This is a genomic window from Christensenella timonensis (genome assembly GCF_900087015.1).
In the GTDB taxonomy this organism is placed as follows: domain Bacteria; phylum Bacillota; class Clostridia; order Christensenellales; family Christensenellaceae; genus Christensenella; species Christensenella timonensis.
Genome location: NZ_FLKP01000002.1, coordinates 2,045,288 through 2,064,006 on the forward strand (window position 1 = coordinate 2,045,288; position 18,719 = coordinate 2,064,006).

At 52.3% G+C, this 18,719-nt stretch carries 17 protein-coding genes and 5 tRNA genes; 9 read left to right on the forward strand and 13 right to left on the reverse strand.

Annotation, left to right across the window (positions count from 1 at the left end; translation table 11 throughout):
- Nucleotides 1-226 precede the first annotated feature (226 nt).
- From BN6471_RS11125 to BN6471_RS11155, 7 genes are all read left to right on the forward strand, one after another.
- Nucleotides 227-2,509, forward strand: coding sequence for a bifunctional diguanylate cyclase/phosphodiesterase (locus tag BN6471_RS11125; protein ID WP_066649018.1), 2,283 nt, complete (start codon nucleotides 227-229; stop codon nucleotides 2,507-2,509).
- 104 nt (nucleotides 2,510-2,613) lie between these two features.
- Nucleotides 2,614-3,297 carry a M48 family metallopeptidase gene (locus BN6471_RS11130; protein ID WP_162270207.1) on the forward strand — a complete coding sequence of 228 codons (684 nt, stop codon included), beginning with the start codon at nucleotides 2,614-2,616 and terminating at the stop codon, nucleotides 3,295-3,297.
- Between the two features lie 85 nt (nucleotides 3,298-3,382).
- A tRNA-Leu gene (locus BN6471_RS11135) sits at nucleotides 3,383-3,466 on the forward strand.
- Nucleotides 3,467-3,488: 22 nt separating this feature from the next.
- Nucleotides 3,489-3,563: transfer RNA gene (locus BN6471_RS11140), tRNA-Gly, on the forward strand.
- 77 nt (nucleotides 3,564-3,640) lie between these two features.
- A tRNA-Gly gene (locus BN6471_RS11145) sits at nucleotides 3,641-3,714 on the forward strand.
- Nucleotides 3,715-3,947: 233 nt separating this feature from the next.
- A tRNA-Gly gene (locus BN6471_RS11150) sits at nucleotides 3,948-4,021 on the forward strand.
- Between the two features lie 14 nt (nucleotides 4,022-4,035).
- Nucleotides 4,036-4,112: transfer RNA gene (locus BN6471_RS11155), tRNA-Lys, on the forward strand.
- A 42-nt stretch (nucleotides 4,113-4,154) separates the two neighbouring features.
- Here the strand turns inward: BN6471_RS11155 and BN6471_RS11160 are convergent.
- The 10 genes from BN6471_RS11160 to BN6471_RS11205 all read right to left on the reverse strand — a co-directional run bounded on the left by BN6471_RS11160 (nucleotide 4,155) and on the right by BN6471_RS11205 (nucleotide 12,707).
- Nucleotides 4,155-4,556 (reverse strand): tail fiber domain-containing protein, encoded by a 402-nt coding sequence (locus tag BN6471_RS11160; protein ID WP_074025776.1) that lies wholly within the window; start codon nucleotides 4,554-4,556, stop codon nucleotides 4,155-4,157.
- A 304-nt stretch (nucleotides 4,557-4,860) separates the two neighbouring features.
- Nucleotides 4,861-5,184, reverse strand: a complete 324-nt coding sequence (locus tag BN6471_RS11165) for a hypothetical protein (RefSeq protein ID WP_082903457.1) — start codon at nucleotides 5,182-5,184, stop codon at nucleotides 4,861-4,863.
- 4 nt (nucleotides 5,185-5,188) lie between these two features.
- Nucleotides 5,189-5,443 (reverse strand): phage holin, encoded by a 255-nt coding sequence (locus BN6471_RS11170; protein WP_066649031.1) that lies wholly within the window; start codon nucleotides 5,441-5,443, stop codon nucleotides 5,189-5,191.
- 14 nt (nucleotides 5,444-5,457) lie between these two features.
- A complete protein-coding gene (locus tag BN6471_RS11175; protein ID WP_066649034.1) occupies nucleotides 5,458-6,234 on the reverse strand; it encodes a peptidoglycan recognition protein family protein in 777 nt (258 codons plus the stop codon).
- A 12-nt stretch (nucleotides 6,235-6,246) separates the two neighbouring features.
- Nucleotides 6,247-6,969, reverse strand: a complete 723-nt coding sequence (locus BN6471_RS11180; protein WP_066649037.1) for a peptidoglycan-binding domain-containing protein — start codon at nucleotides 6,967-6,969, stop codon at nucleotides 6,247-6,249.
- A 37-nt stretch (nucleotides 6,970-7,006) separates the two neighbouring features.
- Nucleotides 7,007-7,441 carry a hypothetical protein gene (locus BN6471_RS11185; protein ID WP_066649040.1) on the reverse strand — a complete coding sequence of 145 codons (435 nt, stop codon included), beginning with the start codon at nucleotides 7,439-7,441 and terminating at the stop codon, nucleotides 7,007-7,009.
- A gap of 11 nt (nucleotides 7,442-7,452) precedes the next feature.
- Entirely contained in the window at nucleotides 7,453-9,222 is a 1,770-nt protein-coding gene (locus BN6471_RS11190) for a phage tail protein (RefSeq protein WP_066649043.1), read from the reverse strand.
- A 41-nt stretch (nucleotides 9,223-9,263) separates the two neighbouring features.
- Nucleotides 9,264-11,129 carry a hypothetical protein gene (locus BN6471_RS11195; protein WP_066649046.1) on the reverse strand — a complete coding sequence of 622 codons (1,866 nt, stop codon included), beginning with the start codon at nucleotides 11,127-11,129 and terminating at the stop codon, nucleotides 9,264-9,266.
- A gap of 9 nt (nucleotides 11,130-11,138) precedes the next feature.
- Nucleotides 11,139-11,531 carry a hypothetical protein gene (locus tag BN6471_RS11200; RefSeq protein WP_066649048.1) on the reverse strand — a complete coding sequence of 131 codons (393 nt, stop codon included), beginning with the start codon at nucleotides 11,529-11,531 and terminating at the stop codon, nucleotides 11,139-11,141.
- 123 nt (nucleotides 11,532-11,654) lie between these two features.
- On the reverse strand, nucleotides 11,655-12,707 hold the full coding sequence (locus tag BN6471_RS11205) for an FN3 associated domain-containing protein (RefSeq protein WP_066649051.1): 1,053 nt from the start codon (nucleotides 12,705-12,707) through the stop codon (nucleotides 11,655-11,657).
- Nucleotides 12,708-13,027: 320 nt separating this feature from the next.
- Here BN6471_RS11205 and BN6471_RS12575 point away from each other — a divergent pair.
- Together BN6471_RS12575 and BN6471_RS12950 are read left to right on the forward strand one after the other, a co-directional pair.
- A protein-coding gene (locus BN6471_RS12575; protein ID WP_147553978.1) for an IS3 family transposase occupies nucleotides 13,028-14,163 on the forward strand; the annotation gives its coding sequence in 2 pieces (ribosomal slippage) (nucleotides 13,028-13,280 and nucleotides 13,280-14,163; 1,137 coding nt in all).
- A 218-nt stretch (nucleotides 14,164-14,381) separates the two neighbouring features.
- Entirely contained in the window at nucleotides 14,382-14,705 is a 324-nt protein-coding gene (locus BN6471_RS12950) for a hypothetical protein (RefSeq protein WP_147554021.1), read from the forward strand.
- Between the two features lie 450 nt (nucleotides 14,706-15,155).
- On the opposite strand, the gene BN6471_RS11230 is transcribed toward BN6471_RS12950, so the two are convergent.
- Genes BN6471_RS11230 through BN6471_RS11240 form a run of 3 tightly spaced genes read right to left on the reverse strand, consistent with a single transcriptional unit; the run spans nucleotide 15,156 to nucleotide 18,644 of the window.
- The gene (locus BN6471_RS11230; protein WP_066649058.1) at nucleotides 15,156-15,857 is read right to left on the reverse strand and encodes a hypothetical protein; all 702 of its coding nucleotides are present in this window, start codon (nucleotides 15,855-15,857) and stop codon (nucleotides 15,156-15,158) included.
- Between the two features lie 34 nt (nucleotides 15,858-15,891).
- Entirely contained in the window at nucleotides 15,892-16,593 is a 702-nt protein-coding gene (locus BN6471_RS11235; protein ID WP_066649061.1) for a hypothetical protein, read from the reverse strand.
- Complete coding sequence (locus BN6471_RS11240) at nucleotides 16,590-18,644, reverse strand: hypothetical protein (protein WP_147554022.1); 2,055 nt, start codon at nucleotides 18,642-18,644, stop codon at nucleotides 16,590-16,592. Before BN6471_RS11240 ends, BN6471_RS11235 begins: the two co-directional genes overlap by 4 nt.
- Nucleotides 18,645-18,719: the final 75 nt, after the last annotated feature.

The following is an 18,719-nucleotide window of genomic DNA, read 5'->3' on the forward strand; positions in this document are numbered from 1 at the left end:
GCTTTATTATATCATTTTTTACAGAAAAGCAATACCTGTTTCCTGTTAAATTTTCTCATAGATACGCGTTTTTGGCCTATCCCTGCCATTCGCATCATATTTTTCCTTTTCTTTTCCCGGGCCATCATATATAATGGGAATAAATAATATTAGACTCACTGTGTATAATATAACAGGAAAGCTGGCGTGGCGATTGCTGCCGCCGCCGTAAGGCAGGCATGATTTTATGACGAAAAAAAACAAGACGGTCTTCATTTCCGTTATTATCGTACTCGCGATCGCGATGCTCGCGCTTTTTTTAATGCTTTTTTATTCCAACACGGTCAAAAATACCCTGAACGCAGAGATTTCCTCCTACCTGCAGGAGGTGACGACGCAGGAAGCGGCGCTGATCGAAACCAAGGTCACGGGAGACCTTTCTACCCTCGAAGGGCTGGCCACGGCGCTTAGCGCGCCGGAATTACGCGACGCAAGCAGCGAAGAAGTGTTCGCCATGCTGGAGGACGTGCAAAAGCAAAACGGCTTCAAGCGCATGGGCTTTATCGATATGGACGGCAATGCCGTGACGTCCGACGGCGCCACCGCCGATTTTTCCACACGCGATTATTTCCACAAGGCCATGCGCGGCATCCCCAATGTATCGGACACCTTCCACGATGCGATCGATGGCGAAGCGGAGCCGATCAACGTATACGCCGTGCCCATTTTCAACGGTAACCGTATCGTTTCCGTTTTATTTGCCACGCAGGCCACCGACGAATTTGAACAAAAGATCTCCGTGCCCACCTTCGACGGGAACGGGTATTCGTACGTCGTCAAGCGCGACGGGACAAGCGTTGCGCGTTCCCACCACCCAAACAGCATCAGCTTCGACAACCTGTTCTCGTTCTGGGAAGGCAAGATCTCGGATGTCCATAACACCTTCCCCACGATGCAAAAGGACATGCAGGAGGGAAAGAGCGGCATCGCGCAGTATGATAAGGACGGCGCGCTTTATTATATCGGCTACACGCCTGTCGACGTCAACGACTGGTATCTCCTTTCCATCGTCCCCGCTTCCGTGATCGCCGCCAAAAGCTCTTACCTGGTCACGCTCAACAGCTGGGTCACGTTCATCATTGTGGCCACTGTCGCCGCGCTCCTCGCCTATATCCTGGTGTCCCAGAACCGCGCGCGCAAAAAGATCGAGAGGATCGCCTTCACGGACGAGGTCACCGGCTCGTTTAGCTGGCTCAAATTCCGCGAGTGCTGCAAGGATATCCTGCGCGCAAACCCTGACCAGCACTTCGCTTTTGTCAGCCTCGACATCAATAAGTTCAAAATATTCAACCAGCTTTACGATTACGACAACGGGAACCTGCTGCTGCGCCACGTCGCCGCTGTGCTCGAAAACGATATACACGAAAACGAGATCTTTTCCCATACCGGCTCGGACGAATTCAACGTGCTCATCACCTACTATTCCCAGGGCGACATCGTCGGCCGCATCCTGAAATGGAACCAGGCCATCCGCGAATACGAGTTCACCATGAAACGCAACTATAACCTGCTGCTTTCGTACGGCGTTTACCAGGTCGAGCCCGGCGACACCTACGTGACGCGCATGAGCGACCGCAGCAAGATCGCCAAAAACAGCATCAAGCACAATTCCCATATTTTCTATGCTTTTTACAGCGACGCAATGAACGCGGAGATGCTGCGTGAAAAGCAGTTGGAAAACGATATGGAAAGCGCGCTCAAGGACGGCGAATTCCTGGTCTACTACCAGCCGAAATACGACCTGAACACCGAACAGCCCCTCGCGGCGGAGGCCCTCGTACGCTGGCGTTCCCCCAACAGCGGTTTTATGAACCCCGGTGTGTTTATCCCCGTGTTCGAGAAAAACGGCTTTATCGTCAAGCTGGATATGCACGTGTTCGAGCATGTGTGCATCTTTTTGCGCAACCGCCTTGACGAGGGCAAAAACGTCGTTCCCATCGCGGTCAACTTCTCCCGCCTTAATATGTACCGCACCGATTTTGTGGAGCAGCTTTTGTCCATCATACAAAAATACGATATTTCCACCGACCTTTTGGAGATCGAGCTTACCGAAAGCGCACTCACCTATAACGACGAGCTGATCGTCGCGCGCATGCACGAGCTAAAGGACGCCGGCTTCCGCCTGACCATCGACGATTTCGGCACAGGTTATTCCTCGCTCAATTTGCTGCGCACCTTGCCTGTCGACGTGATCAAGCTCGACAAGCGCTTCTTTACGCAGCGCCTCGACAGCGACCGCGAAAAAATCGTGATCTCGAGCATCGAGGACATGGCGCAAAAGCTGGAGATCACCGTCGTGGCCGAGGGTGTGGAAACGACGGCGCAGGCGGATTTCTTAAAAAAGATCGGTTACGATATCGTCGTACAGGGCTTCTTATACGCGCATCCTATGCCCGAAGAAGAATTCGTCGGCCTGCTCGATATGCTGGGCAAAGGGCCGCTCAAAAAGGATCCGGACGAAGGGGAATAAACGACAGCATGCTGCCAATGACGGAAGCTTTCGCTGTGAAAGCTTCTTTTTTCATGCAAGGGCTCGCATTTTGTGCTATAATAGGATGGTATAAAGAGGTGCTTATGAAAATCAGTTTATCAGACGGGAGCCTGGTTCAGGTCTCAATCAGTAAAAAAACCATGAAAAACATCCGGCTGCGCGTGTGCCGCGACGGCCGCGTGTGCGTGAGCGCGCCCTACGGGACGGCGGAATCGCGCATCTATGAGTTCGTCAATTCCAAAAAAGGCTGGATCGAAAGCCATATCCGGAATTTCCAGAAGGCCGAGAATACGAATACGGTACAGTTTTTGGGCAGCGAATATTCGTTCGAGGTCGTGAAAGACCGGCGGACGGGCGTCGCCCTCAACGGCAACAGCATCACTGTTTTTTGCACCGATCCTGAAAAACACAAGGAAGTCGTGGAAAGCTGGTGGAAGCAGCAGGCCGCGGAGACCTTTGCCGGGTATGTGGACAAGTGGTATCCCCTCGTATGCGGGGACGACGGCCGCAAACCCGTGGTAAAGGTGCGCAAGATGCAGACCCTGTGGGGCAGCTGCACCAGCAAGGAACGCACCATCCGCCTCAACTATTACCTGATGTGCGCGTCGGCGGAATGTATCGAATATGTCGTGCTGCACGAGCTCATACACCTGGTGCATCCCAATCACGGGCCCGAGTTCCGCGCTTTTTTGGTGGAGCATATGCCCGATTGGAAGGAACGCAAGACAAAACTGGAACAGGAATGCTCCGGCCTGCGCATGGTTTGATTTGACTTTTTTTCTGTGTTTTTTGCTTGACATTTTTATGAAAAATCTATATAATAATTTTTGCGCGTTACGGACGCGGATTGACGCGGGCGTGGCGGAATTGGCAGACGCGCTAGACTTAGGATCTAGTGCCCCAGGCGTGAAGGTTCGAGTCCTTTCGCCCGCACCAATCAATCAAATAGGTATCTCATGCGGGAGTGGCTCAGTGGTAGAGCGTCGCCTTGCCAAGGCGAATGTCGCGAGTTCGAATCTCGTCTTCCGCTCCATGGAATGTTTGAAAGGTTGTTCCCGTCTGTGGGCGGGAACAAATCTTTTGAGCGGCGGGGCTCCCGAAAAATGAAATGCGGGTGTAGCTCAGTGGCAGAGCACCGGCTTCCCAAGCCGGCTATGTGGGTTCGATTCCCATCACCCGCTCCATCGTCACAATCCGTCCTTTGGCTCGTTTCGCGGGCGCGAAACATCGCTTAGCGGACGGTTGCTCCTCCGCCCCACAAAACCCACTGTGTTGGGCTTTTGCGGGGGCCCCGAATTGTCGGCGATCGAGACTTGTTAGTTTTGTAGGGCCCCAAATTGTCGGCGATCGAAACTTGTTAGTTTTGCGGGGGCCCCGGATCGTTCCTGGTGAACGTACCCTGCAAGAGGTCGTTTATGCGGGTGTGGCTCAATGGTAGAGCGTCGGCCTTCCAAGCCGAATGCGTGGGTTCGATTCCCATCACCCGCTCCATCGTCACAATATTTGGACCACTAGCTCAGTTGGCTAGAGCACCTGACTCTTAATCAGGGTGTCCAGGGTTCGAGTCCCTGGTGGTCCACCAAAAACAAAAAGACTGCCCATAGGCAGCCTTTTTGTTTTCCTTCTATAAATTGTCGATCTCTTTTTGCGTGCACACGCCCTTTTCAATCAATAAATTAGATAAAGCAGCGAATTTCTCAACTTTTTTTTGCAATTCTTCAAGCCTTTTCTCATGCTCTTTCAGTAATAATCCATACGCTGCTAAAAATGGATTAACTTGCAATCCCTCAACCTGCCTATTGCCCCTTTCGTCCATAGAGTGGTACACAAACCGTTCATCGATCTCTGCCACATCGTCGGCGATAAAGGAAATACTATCGCCGCAAAACGGGCTGTCTTTTTTCCACGTGAACGATACGGGTAGCATAGTTAATATTTTGTGCGCTTCCTCATCTGTTAAAGGCTTAATGTTCTCTTTTAATCGTTTTGCCGAACCTGTTACATTAGACGCAAACAATGTTTGCACAGCATTTCCCGCCCCATTACCAATATAGAATGGCGTTGTGGATCTCAGACCACATGAATTCTGATAATTTCCAAGAACTGTTATATTCCCATTTGATGGATCCCCTGCTCCGCATATAAGCGTTTTTAACGCATTTCCGACACTATTTGTCAGTATCACGCCATTATCGGAATGAAATTCGATGGTATTCCATCATCTCGAAATATCTTCAAGCATCATATCCTTTTCCTCCCTTTCAAAACGCATTGGCCTTTTTTGTGGCTCTTTATTTTTACCGTTCCATTTTCCCACGCAGCCATATGCCTCATGCCCGTTTCATTTTGTTCAATGCCTGCACCATAGCCGTGATCGTGCCGTTGCCGCCCAGGCTGTGGTACACCTCGTACATGTCGTTTACGTTTTCCAGGTTGTAAATGTGCACATATCCCCTGTCCGCGCATTTGTCGCATTCCTGGATGATGTGCGTGCGCAAAAGCGCGACGAGGCCCGCCTTGATGGCGGTATCCTCGTCCCTCGCTTTTTTGGCGCGCTTTAAAAATGCGCCGCACAAAAAACCCAGCAGGCCCATACCGGCCGCAAACAACGCGCCCACCGCCTGCTCCGTGATGAGCTGCCCAATGATGTCCATGTCCTCACTCCTTCGGTTTTTCGTACCCCATCGCCTGCTCGCTGTCCGAAACGCCCTTGGTCGTCGGGTCGGTGACGATCCCAATAAAGGACAGGATTTGCACCACCATCATGACCACGTTGACGACCTGCTCTTGCGAATACGCGGGAATAAACCCCACAAGATCAAAAATGTAGTACAGTAGTGTCAGTATAAGGCCAATCACGCCTACCCAAAACGCCCCGCTTTGTACCCTTACCTTCCAATTAATATTTTTCATGCTCCTTCCCCCTTTTATCCCTGCCATAAGATGGCCCATGTCTTAGGCCCGACCACGCCGTCCGCGCCGTCCGTCCCGAGGTCGTACCCTTCGGCGATCCGCGCCTTTTGGAAGCGTATGGCCGCGGCCCTTGTTTTTTCGCCGTATATCCCGTCGATGCTGCCCGGCTGCGCCTTGTGGTATGCAAGGCGGCCCTGCGCAGCCTGTACGTCGCCGCCGCGCATGAGCGGGGACGCCAGCCTTAAGTTGCGTTTCAGCTCCGGGACGTTTACTCCGGGTTCCGCTGCCTGCGTTTTTTCTTCTTCACGGCTGCCCGCGGCATACGAGCGCACCTCGTCGAGCGGGAAATACCTGCCGGGACAGTCGGTATAGCCGCGCCCCGCGACCTCGTTATGCCCCTTGACCTCCACCAGCCCGTAATACCGCGCTACGTCGCGCGCCACACGCTTGAGCGCTTCTTTTTGTATATCCGGCATGCTGTTGTGCTCGAAATCCCCCAGCGCGGCAATCGCTACGGAATCGTCGTTCATGCACCGCGTTCCCGCCGCCGAATTGTTGACCGAGCCGCCGCAATACGTAAGCCCGCGCCCCCACGCCACGCTGCCGTCCCGTTCCACGCAAATGTTGTAGTCGATCCCCTTGTGTCCCTTTGACAGGTGGTAGGCATGGATGCCCGCCACCGTTTCCGCATCGCCGCCCGACGTATGGTGCAGCAAGATCCTTTTTGTCGTCCGCCGGGGCGTAAGCGCCCCGCTGAATTGCAGCTTGTAATCCTTTATGTATTCAAACATGTTTCCACCTTCCTATCCATTCAGCGATGCCCAGGTGTTCCTGCCAACGATCCCGTCCATGGTGAGTCCATGATCCATTTGGTACCTTCTTACCGCGGTAGCCGTATTCGGGCCCCATTTCCCGTCTACGTCAAGGGCGTAGCCCGCGTTGTTGAGCAACTGCTGGATCGACGCTACACTGTGTCCTCCCGAACTGCCTTTGCTCCCGCCTTTGGCTGCCTGCGCCTGCTTGGCTTCTTCTTCTTTGCGTTTGCGTTCTGCTTCCTCGACTGACGTTTGGTGCGCCCATTGTGCTCTTGCAAACGCATCGTCCCTCTGTTTTTGACGCGCTTCACTCAGAAGCTGCGAATATTTGGTCTTCAGCGCCGCGCTGTTTGTCGTATAACTGTTCTGCAGCTCGCTGTTTGCCGTCGAATACCTGTTCTCCGCCGCCGTATTCGATTTCAGGTAGTCATTGAAGATATTGGAGGCCGTCGTTTCCGCCATGCCTCCCGTGAGCCCCTGCGCAGCCAGCATTTGCGGCATATTTTTTTCCGCCATACGCTTTGCGACATAGGCGTCCTGCTGCGAATTTTGCTTGTCCTTTTGCAGTTTGACCTGCTGTAACGCCTGTTGTGCCTGCAAAGCCTGTTCTTCCGCCTTTTGCGAATTCTGGTATTCCTTGATTTGTTCCTCATACCCGCCGCCGCTCTTGGCAAGCCCTTCCTCCATCATCTTTTGTAAATCTACTGCCATTGTTTGCTCCTCCCTAAAATTTCAACGTTCCCTTTCATCACGGGTTTTGTGCAGGCAATGTAATATCAAACACCAATCCGGTCATTGCCGATCCCGCGCTGTTTTCCACCGTGATCGATCCGCCCGCCGTGATCTTGATCAATGCCATAGCGGTTCCTCCGCCTGCAAGCGTACATAATCCGCAGCCTGACCCCGCAAATGGCAAGCCGTTCCCGACAATCTGTAGCCACTGGGTATTATTTGCCACAGACGCGCCACTGACATATGCAGCTAATCTTACCCATCCGTTACGGCGTTGCCATGATGCAAGATAGGCATTCCCGCTTAAAGCGCTTATCGTCCCGCTCGGCGTTTCGTTCAAGCGTGTCAATGGGATTTTTGCTTCTATTTCTGTTTTCGTTGCATAATATGCCGGCAGCTTCCCGCCCAGCTTCGCCGCGTCCTCCACCGGTTTTGTCGTTTTGATACTCATAGCGTTTCCTCCTAATTATGTTTTGGATATACCAAGTGGAATTGCAGCGCCTGTACTGGTACGCTCCCCCCGGTATTCACATAGATGATGCCGTCCGTGGATATGCTGGCCATGCAAGATATAGCGTCTGATGTACCGGCATCCGCATTCGCCGGGGCAACATATTTTCGGTCTGGTATTTGCGCAACATTTGCTATATTCCCAACCGATCCGCCGGACGGTATATTGACCCCGTTAGGATGATAACAGGCAATATTGATATGGATGTTTTTGCCGTCGTCCCAACAGGTATTGGTCGTATAGGTCAGCGTGGATATTTCGTTGATCATTCTTACAGCCGGTAATGCGGCCAGCGCGTTAAGGTCGGCTTGCTTTGCGTAATACGTTGGATACTGCCCGTTTAATTTGTCCGCGCTCACCGCTACCTGCGCGTGCGCCACCTGTAACTGGTTTTCCGTTTTTCCGCCCAGCTTCTGTGCGTTCCCAACCTCCGTGACCGCCACGTCCCCGTCCATATCCGGCGTTTGCCCGTTGACGGACAGCACGCGGCCCGCGCTCACCATGTATACCCGGTCGATGTACGCCTTGCCCGCAAACGCGCTGTCCGAATAGACCCATATATCGCCCGCCTCGTTCTTTTCCATCTCGAACAGCACGGCCTTGAGCTTACCCGCTTCCGTGGTATCGTAAAGCGCCGTCAACACGCAATGCTGCCCCCGGCGGTGTTCGCTCTCGGGGATCGAAAGCACATACCCGCCGCCCTCTTGTTCCTGCCAATCTGAAACAGCAAAGTCCCAAATCACGGGCGGTGCACTCACACCGATTTCCTCGTAGCTGCGGTCAAACTTAATGATATAGTTACACACAAGGTAGGGCTGGAGATTATTATCTTCGTCGGTTGTGCCGCCCAAAGGCGTAGCCATATCAAAAGCCGTTGCCGTTTCGCCCGTATAAGAATCTGGTTTTAGAACAAATTGCATTTGCGGCGATTCGGATTGCGCGATTGATTTTCTTCCCATACGAATCCTTGTCCCCACCGGATTCCCTGATGATTGGAAAGAAACTTTTGCATAACCGTTTTCCAATCCGTATTTCTGTGTCTCTTCGCCCCCCGTCTTTCCCAGCGCGTCAAACGTCCCCGCGTCTTTGCCGACGCCCACGCGCCCGCGCATGTCCGGCACGCGGAAGGTGCCCTCCGCATCGCCGCTTTGGTTATACCGCGTACCGACGGCCTCGAAAAGCTTCTTGTATACCCCGTTCGCCGGATAGCTCTGCCCGTCGCACCAAAGGTACCCGTCCGGCAGCGTCTCGCCCGCAAAAAACTTCATGCAGCCGACCGGCTCAAACTCCCCGCCCCCGCCGCCTCCGCCGCCTCCGGCGTCGATCGCGTCCGTGACCGCCTTCTGGCTCATCACCTGCGTTTCGCTCCGCCCGCGCATTTGTACGATGTCCTCTTTGGGAATACGCTCTTCAATGCGCTCCAGAAGCTCCGCCTTGTTTGCGTCGCCCAAAGCCTTGAGGTTTTCTAGCACTGCCTGTACATCCGCACCGGACACGCCCGGTATCGCGACTGTCCCGATTTCCCCCGCGCCCGCCTCCGCGCTCAAAGCGTCGACCAGTTCATTGTATTTTCCCAGCGCGACCATCATTTTCGCGATATGATCGAACCGCGCCTTTAGCTGCGCCGCGCTGATCCCCTCTACGGACGGGTTGTCCGGCAGGCTTTCCACATCCTTGCCGGAAAAGTCCCCTTCCTTGAATTTCAAATCCTGAATTGCCATGTATTATGCTCCTTTCAGCCGCACTTTTTCTTTTGAAGTGCCTATTTCACATTTGACTTGAGGTCGTAATAGACCACCGCGCCATACAAGCCAAACGCCTCGTTTAAGACGCCGTTTTCAAACTTAAACTGTGTGGTCACCACTTTTTTCGCCTTGATCTTGGTATGGATCACGTTGACGTCCGTATTCGTATTGAACGTGAAGCGGTTAAAATCGATATCCTCCCAGCTCATGATATCCGCCGTTTTGTCATCGATCAGCATAAACGCGCCGTCTTCCTTCATATATACCTTCACGCTCGAACGCGCGTACGGATTCAGCTTCGTGTATACATGGCGTATGGTCTTATACTTGGAATACGTGCCGAGCGCAAGCTCCGGCGTCGTCCATTTTGCATAGATCGGCTGCCCGTCGTCGCTGTAAGAATCCGAGCGTTTTGCATTGTAAAAGCGCATGATGCACCCGTCGTCCGTGCCAAACAGCAGCCTGTCGTTTTCGATGAACCAGCAGCGCACAGGTACGTTTTCCCAGTAATACCATTCGTATTGGTATTGTTCGCCGTTTTTCCCAACATACGACCGCTGCGAAGCGTCCGCCACATACACATGCGAATTCACCGCGACGTACAGGTACCCGTCATGTTCCGTTGCCACCGCCTTTGCAAGGTTGGGTTCCTTTGTCAGCTTGCGGTTTACAAGCTCGCTCCTTGGCTGCGCGTAGCGCTCGGATGTGACCGCGTTTGTCGTGATGGCGAATACGCCCTGCCCCGATAAAAACATGTGGTCGTCGCGCAGGTCTTTCAAGCAAAACGGCGAGACCGCGCCCACGCCCGCGATTCCTGTTTTGGTGGGGAACATGACCGTCTGCGCGCTTTCGTCCATCGTCGCCGAGCGCAAAAACACCGTCGCGTCCTGGTCGTTGTCCTCTTTTAAGATCGCAAGGTTTTCCCCGCTGCGCAAATAACCGATAATCCTTGTATTGTCCTGCCCCACAAGGGAATATCCGACGTCCGGGAAATAGGTCGGCGCGTTACGCGTATCCGTCGTCATCTCCGAATAATAGTCGACGTTCACAGCGTCCGGGTTCCCCGTGATAAACAAGCGGTTGAAGCCGCCGATCCCCCACGTGATGCCCGTGGTACATTTGTTGATCTTGTCCGCGTTTCCCGCCACGCTTTTTGTGTATGTAATGCGTACGTTATCCCTGCCGGTGCTGCTTTCAGGCGGTATACTGTTCAGCTTTACGCGGCCCGCTTTCTTATCGTCCTGGCTCAATGCGGCAAAACCGACCGCCGTCCAATCCCCGTTCGTATTGAGCTGTTCCACTTTGGTCACATTATCGATATTGGGCGCGTCCAGCTGGAACACCTGCGTCTTGCCGTCCGCAAAAAATTCATTGACGCGCGTGCTTGACAAAAGGTTCACCGGCTCGTAACTTTCCCCGCCGCCGCTGGGCGCGCAGCGGACGCGTGTCGTCGGCGCATACGCAACGCTCTGCGCGGTGACCACGCTCGTCCCGTCGTAGCGCAGCAGCGCCTTGCCGTCGAGGATCCACAGCTTGCTGTTCATCTGGTAAGCTGTGCTCCTTTGGTCGTTCATCGCCGCGTACAGTTCCTGCGTCGTGTTGTCGTCCCTCCACAGGAAAAGCTTTGTCCCGCAATGGATCAACCGTTTTACCACGCCCTTTTGCACCAAACGGAAGATCCCGTTGATCTTCCCCGGAAGCTGTAAAAGCTTTTCATACCCGAACCGCTTGACCGGCCGTCCGCTCTGTTCGGAGATCATGTTCACACAATCCGGCGACCTCGACGGGTCTACCGCGCCCAGCTCCGAATTGAAGTCCACGCCACGAAAATTTGCCAGTTCCATTTTTTTTGTCGCCGATCCGCTCGGCAATATTCTTCCCATCGCGCCACCTCAATAGTTATCCGCAACGTCGGCGTACGCCGCCTTGGTAAAGCGTATCTTGTTTTGCTCATACATCATGTTGCACGCATTTGCCTTGTCGTTTTCGTCGTCCTGGAACAAAAGCCAGTACGCAAGCCCATATACCATGATGCTTGCCAGCGTTTCATACTCATAAGGCAACTCATCTTCCGTTTTTGTAACGTACGGGACAGACGCCAGCGGCGTTTTGCCTGCGTTTTCGCGGATCGAGTTGTTGATGTCAAAGCAGTCCGCTAAAAGCTGGTTCACAATATCCGCTACAAACGGCGCGTATCCGCTCTCGTATTTTCCTTCCTCGCCCATCAGCGACATCGCCCTTTTCAGCAGTCCTCCCACCGTCATCGTTTGCTGCGTTACCGCCATTTTATTTCCTCCCTTTCGCGTCGCTTTACGCCCTATTAGTCCGCCTCCGCCTTAAGGCGGAGGCGAACCTTTTGGGCGGTCGTTCCCGCCCCAGGGCGCTCTTTTTTTCGTTTCTCGCTTTTCTTACGCGTTTTTCGCTTCCGCGACGCCGCTCCTGTAGCTGCCCGCCTTTTCCGCGAACGCCCTGATCGTCTGTCCCGCTTCCAGCGTTACCGCCGCCGTATACAGCTTGGCGGATTTGGAATAGCGCGGGTCGCTGCCGTCCAGCGTATACTTGAAGGTCACGCCCGATACCGCCGTGATCGCCGCGCTGCCGGAAGAAACCGTGATCTTCGGCGCCGCCAGCACCTTGGAACCGTCAACCGCCGCATATACGCCGCCTGCCTTTGCTCCCAGCACGAACGCGTCGAAATAATTCCTGCCCTCCAGCACGTTGCCGTCGATGCCCGCTACCTCGCTCAGCACGCGGATGGTCTTGATCTTGTTGGGATTTAAGACCGAGCCTTTGAAAGTGATCAGGAAATACGCGCCCTCCGGGAAGTATACGTCGGGAACCTTGATCGCCTTCATATCCGCGATCATGCCCACATAGCCCTTGGAAAGAGCCTTCTCCGCGAGAGTATCCACCGCGAGGAATTCCTTGGAAAGGCGCAGCATGTTGTAATACGTCGTCGGGATGTAAAGGATCCTGTCCTGGTCGGGCACGAGCGCGTTATCCAGCGCCTTTGCCCCGTCGAAGATTTTTTCCACGATCGTGTCGCGCGTGGGCGCCGCGCTAAGACCTTCGATCGTACCCGCAAGCTCTACCCAGCGCCTTAAAGTGTATTTGTCCATAAACGGAACCACCTGTTCTTTGATCTGCGCATTGAGCATTTTTGCCGCGTTCTTCGCCTTCATCTGGTCTTCGTTGTTGCCGCGGTCAATGGTGATGGAAAAGCCCTTGTCCTGTGAAAGCTCGACCTCCTGGATCGTATCCTGCAGCTCGCCCGGCGTACCGAAACGGTTCTGCCCTTCGCGCTTGTAGTCGTTTAGATCAACTGTCTGCGGCGTATAGATCGAGATCGATTTCACGCCCGCGAAATCATAGTCTGTGGAGGCGTTGCCCGCCACATAACTTTCTTTCGTGAATTTTTCAGCCATTTTGTTGCTGTATTTGTGTGCTAAATTTACTGCCATCGTTTTTTATTCTCCTTTCGCGTCGGAAGCCGCCTTTTTCCTCTTTCAGGCGCTTCCTCCTTTTCCCCAACAAACCCATTCCGCTTCGCTTCATTGGGCTTTGCCGGGGGCCTCATTTTTCTTCTTTACTTCATCAGTTCCACGAGGAACGGGTCTTCCACCTCCATGCCGCGCGTGCGGACGCTGCCCGGCGTGCTTTCCCTGTTCTTCTGTTCCTGCCTCATGCGCGCCAGTTCCCTGTTTTGGATCTATACTAAAAAAGTAGACATAAAAGTAAACAGTCTATTACAATAAAAGAGACACAAAAAGGAGGTTCTTTCATGGCTGCAAATAACTTCAAAAAATACGATGATGATTTTAAAAAGTCTCTCGTATCTCTTTTCCAAAATGGCAAAACACAGACCCAACTCTGTAAAGAGTACGGCGTTTCTCAATCCGCCCTTGGCAAGTGGATCAAGCAGTATTCTACCGTTCAGGTCGACGACGGTGAAGTCCTTACTGCCAAACAGGTTAAGGAACTCCAAAAACGGAATGCACAGCTCGAAGAAGAAAACCTTATCCTAAAAAAAGCGATTGCCATATTCACGCCTCACTCAAACAACGATTAGACGCTGTCCACAGGCTCCGTTTTCAGCACCGTATTCAAACGCTTTGCCGTGTCCTGAATGTCAATAGAAGCACTTACTACAAGCATTTTTATTCTCCTCCCGCTCCCCGTGTTTCTCTTAATCAGGATCTTCGACGCCTTATCCTTACTATTTATGCTGATTATGACAAACGCCTTGGCGCCTATAAAATCCACCATGTCCTCCAGCGTGACTATGGCGTCCGCATCAGCGTTGGACGAGTGTACCGCCTGATGCGCTCTATGCATTTACCAAAAATGTCTACTGCTCACCCCAGACATTATTTCTGTCGTTCCGATGACAGCCTTTGTCCCGACCGTCTCCGCCAAAGCTTTACTCAAAATGCCCCTAATCTTGTTTGGGTGAGTGATATTACTTATCTGCGGGCTGGCGGAAAATGGTATTATCTTTGCGTTGTCATTGACCTTTTTTCCCGCAAGGTCATTGCTTGGCACCTGTCTTCCAAACAGGATGTGGACCTTACGATCACTGCTTTCCGTAAAGCTTATGCCGCCCGCAGCGCTCCCAAGGGTCTGATGTTTCACTCTGACCGTGGAACTCAATATACCGCTTTTGCTTTCCGTAGTCTTTTGGACTCCCTTAATATTGTTCAGTCTTTTTCCAAGAAAGGATATCCGTTTGACAATGCTGTATGTGAATCTTTTTTCAAATATCTGAAAAAGGAAGAAGCTAACCGTAGAAGCTACTCTTCTTTTCACGATTTAAAGTTGGCTATTTTTTCCTATATTGAAGCCTTCTACAATGCCAAACGTCCCCATTCTTCTCTTGGTTATTTGACTCCCGATGAAGCTGATGCTCGTTTCCCCTAATTATCTTCACTTTTTTCTGTCCACTCTATTGACTATACTTCACATTTTTGTGCGTTGCTTTGCTCTTGTTGCGCAAATACCGCGTTATATTTTTTACTATCTCCTTTTACTTGCTGGTTGTATATTATCTTTTATTTATGTTGTCCGGCCTTTCTTTCACGCATACGTCGTCGGATATTGCTTTTGTTTTTTTGTTGCTTACAATACTGGCAATCCTTTTGACGACTATTTTACTCACTTTTCGCACAGTACGCGGGCAAAACATTCCTTTTGCCAGATGGGTAGCAGTAGCGTACGCCCTTTTCAGAATTGCTTCTTCCATTGCGCTGATCGTTTCGGTTCTCGCCAACCTGTCTGTAGGGCTGCCGGAGGCTACCCCGCAAAATATTTCGCTTTTCATTGTCGAAAACTTAACCGCCATGCTACCGGAACTCTTGTTCGCGTATTTTGGTTACAAAGCATTTAGCGATAGTTACTACCGCTATTTCATCAGCCAACCCTTAAGCCGCGTGATTAGTGAAAACACCATATTGTTTAGCTAGATTTTTTATTCGTATACATAATAATCCGCAACCGTCTTTCCGTTTGTATATTTCTTATTTGCCAGATAAACCATCGACAACGGTACAATCAGATACCCTGTCAGCGTCAAACTAGATATCCCCTCGATCGCCAATACAATGCATAAGGCTTTAATCGCCTCTATTTTGGGAATTCTTCATATCCATACATATAACCGGTAGAGCTGCCAAAAGAAGCACAAAATATACAGGCGAATTTATAAAATAGCTTAACAGGCCCATAACAATAAAACCTGCTGTCAATACAAAAAAAGCCACGTATAAAAAGCAGTTTTTCCTATATTACAGTCTGAATTTTCTTTCATTTTCCCTCACAGTCCTAATAAATTAACGGCGGCGCATACAGCCACCACCAAAATCTTCTTTCGTCCGTTCACATACCGTTCCCCCCGCCTGCTTTATCCTCTGACGTCACATTTCGTTCTCGATTGAAAATCCTGTAATGACTCCATTTTCAATGCCAAATCTCAGGCTCCACGCCTGCTCAAAATACTCGTCCATGTGGTTCACCACATACTGCCCATTCACATGAATATCGTCGTCCAGATATTTACGGAATCCCCCCGTAGACAGTCTTTGTCCATCTTTCGTAATATAGATTTCTGTATAAAATGATACATTTTCATCCTTAGGTATCTCATTTACCCTTTCCGCAATCTGGCTAATAGAAAGATCAAAGGTATCAATTACGCCGCGCTCTCTGGAACGCCACCCAAACGCGTATCCATCATATGCCTCAACCACTTCGTCCATCGTACTTCCCTTGCCGATCCCGCGCTTGGTTTCCAGCGCGTGCCCCCGCAGGTCGTACGGCTGCCCCTCGAACCGTTCCCCGTAATATTCGGAATATGGATTCCCACCGCTAAACGCTGTCTCTCCCATCTCTTCTGTCGTGAGGACGGGTTTCCCGTCCTCATAGATGTAGAATTCGTCGAGACTGAGTACTTTCAGGTTCTCGTCGTAGATATATTCTTTCTCGCCGCTCTTGGGCGTAAGCAGTTTTTTCGTTCCCTCCGCGATGCCCACCGCGCTTTCGATAAGCGTACAGCCCGCAAGACCCACGCACAGCGCGGCGCATACAGCCACCACCAAAATCTTCTTTCGTCCGTTCACATACCGTTCCTCCCGCCTGCTTTATCCTCTGACGTCACATTTCGTTCCCAATAGACCAGCCAACTACAATTCCATTTTCGACTGCTATATACAAACTCCATGCCTGCTCAAAATACTCGTCCATATGGTTCACCACATACTGCCCATTCACATGAATATCGTTCTCCAAGTAGTTCATAAATCCGGCAGTTGTCAACTTCTGTCCATCTTTCGTGATAAAGATTTCTGTATAAAATCCCACAATTTCATCCGTTGGCGCTTCCTTTACCATCTCTGCGATCTGTTCGATGGAAAGATCAAAAGTGTCTATTCCCCCTGGCTCTTTTCTGCGCCATGCAAACGCGTATCCATCGTATGCCTCAACCATCTCTTCCATCGTGCTTCCTATACCGATTCCATGTTTCGTCCCAAATGCATGTCCCCGCAGGTCGTACGGCTGCCCCTCGAACCGTTCCCCGTAATATTCCGAATATGGATCCGCAGGGCTAAAATCCTGGTTTCCCATCTCTTCTGTCGTGAGGACGGGTTTCCCGTCCTCATAGATGTAGAATTCGTCAAGGCCGAGTACTTTCAGATTCTCGTCGTAGATATATTCTTTCTCGTCGCTCTTGGGCGTAAGCAGTTTTTTCGTTCCCTCCGCGATGCCCACCGCGCTTTCGATGAGCGTACAGCCCGCAAGACCCACGCACAGCGCGGCGCATACAGCCACCGCTAAAATCTTCTTTCGTCCGTTCATTTTTTCTTTCCTCCCATATACCACGGCTGGTTGAAGCTGATGACCACATACGGCATGCCGTCCGCCGTGTATCCTCCGTCCGTAGCCTTGATCTGCTCTGCCTCGCCTCCCAGCGCGTAACCCAGTCCCCCAAACGGACCGGACAGCAGGGCGTCTTGTACGTTTTGTTTGTTTTGCTCGCCGATCGCCTGCGTCATGGCCCGCAGATAAGGTACGTCGTCCTTGCTCTTTCCCGTCAGCCGTCCCTCGACCACCACGTCGCCCGCGTTTAACTTATGCGCGATGTTATCCGCTTCCTGCGGGGAATACCCTTTTTCCCGCAGCAGACCGGCCATATCCTCCGGATGCATCGCCGCATATTGCCAGAATATCTCGTCCCCTGAGCTGTAGGTAAATAATTCGTTCCCTTGCTTGTCCTTCACTGTCAGATCGATGTGAAAGCGGTTGTCGTCCACTTTCGCCCAATCACCCTTACCTACTTCCTCATAAAGTCCGAATTCCCCGCCGAACAGCGAGCCGTAACCGCCGCTCCAGCCGCGCAATTGATAATGATGTTCCTTATTATTTTTATCCATTACGCTAAACGGCACGGTGTCCGTTTTCAAATCAAAGCCCAATACGCCCTCGGCAAATTTATCCATTTCGTCGGCATAGCCGCCCTCCACATTGAAAAGCCCCGTACCCGTTGAGTGCCAAACGCCGTTTTCATCCACCTGCATGCCCGCGATTGCGTTGACTACCTGCGATGCTTCGATCAGCTTGTCCGCCGGAAGCGTCCCCTCAAAGCCCAAATCCGCAAATGCCTTACGCACGGCCGCCGCCTCGATCTGTTGCAGCATCTCATTATTAAATGGCTGGCTCAAAAATCGGGCTGCCGATACCGAGTCGGAAAACATTCCGATCCCCATAAGCACCTTCGCGCGCGTATCGTCGTCCCCCATCATCACGCTGTGCATAACATCCCGGACATTATCTATCGTCTTTTGTGCGCCAGGTGAAAGCTCATATTCATTGCCCTGCACCCACGGCCTCAGCACAGCGTCCTGCTGCTCCTTGGTCATGCTGTCCCACGCTTCCTGCATCACTCCAATATCGAACAGGCTTTTGACAACTTCGTTCGGCACCAGCTTACGCAGGTCATCTAAAGAATGAAACGATTCTGGCAACGGCTCTTGCGGCGGCTGCCACCCGAACTGCGCCGCCTCCGTCGACGCCTTTTTGTCGTTCCCCTGCGGCGGCTGCCACCCGGATTGCGCTGCCTCCGTCGACGCTTTTTTGTCGTCTTTATCCATAGTATACACCATATTCGTTCCATACGCCGTATCTTTTTGCTGCGGCTCCTCCTCCGTTTGCCCGCTCACCTTGCCCCGCAGCTGCGCGATCCGCCTCTCCAGCGCGGGCATAAACTGTTCCATCTGCCCTTGCACAAACTCCTTTTTCAGTTCTTCCTCCCCAAACAGCCCCTGCAAAAACGGATCCGACAGGTCTCCATCCGTCCAGTTTCCCTGCTTGCCTGTCCCTTCCGCCGGTTTTACCTCGCCCGACATCAGCTGCCCCGCCAACTGCCCCACGGCCTCCTTGAACGCCTTTATCCTGCCTTCCCTGTATTCCTGCTCCCAGCTGTCACGGTTCAGTTCCATCAAAAACGGGTCACCCGTATCTCCCTCGTGCGCCAGCACATTGTCCATCAGCGTCCGCGCGTATGGCTTGCCCTGCGCCTGTGGCGCGCCTTCCTTCTCCCCTTCCTGCTTTTGCATCTGCGGCGGCTGCCACCCGAACTGTGCCGCCTGCGTCGCCGCCGTTTTGCCGTTCCCCTGCGGCGGCTGCCAACCGCTTTGTGCCGCTTCCAGCGCCGCCTGCTTTGCCCGCTCCTCCGCTTCTTGCTGCCTGCGCTTACGTTCCTCTTCTTCCTGCCGTTTACGTTCTTCCTCTTCTTTTCTCCGGCGTTCCTCCTCTTTCCTGCGCCGCTCCGCCTCGCGCTTCTGCCGCGCCCGCTCCTCTTCCTGCCTGCGTATCCGGGCATCCCGCTCGCTGTGCTGATCGTTTCCCATTTTTCCTTTTCCTTTCCATAAAAAAAGAAGCACATCCCTGTGCTCCTTCCCATATTTTTTTACGATCCTATCATA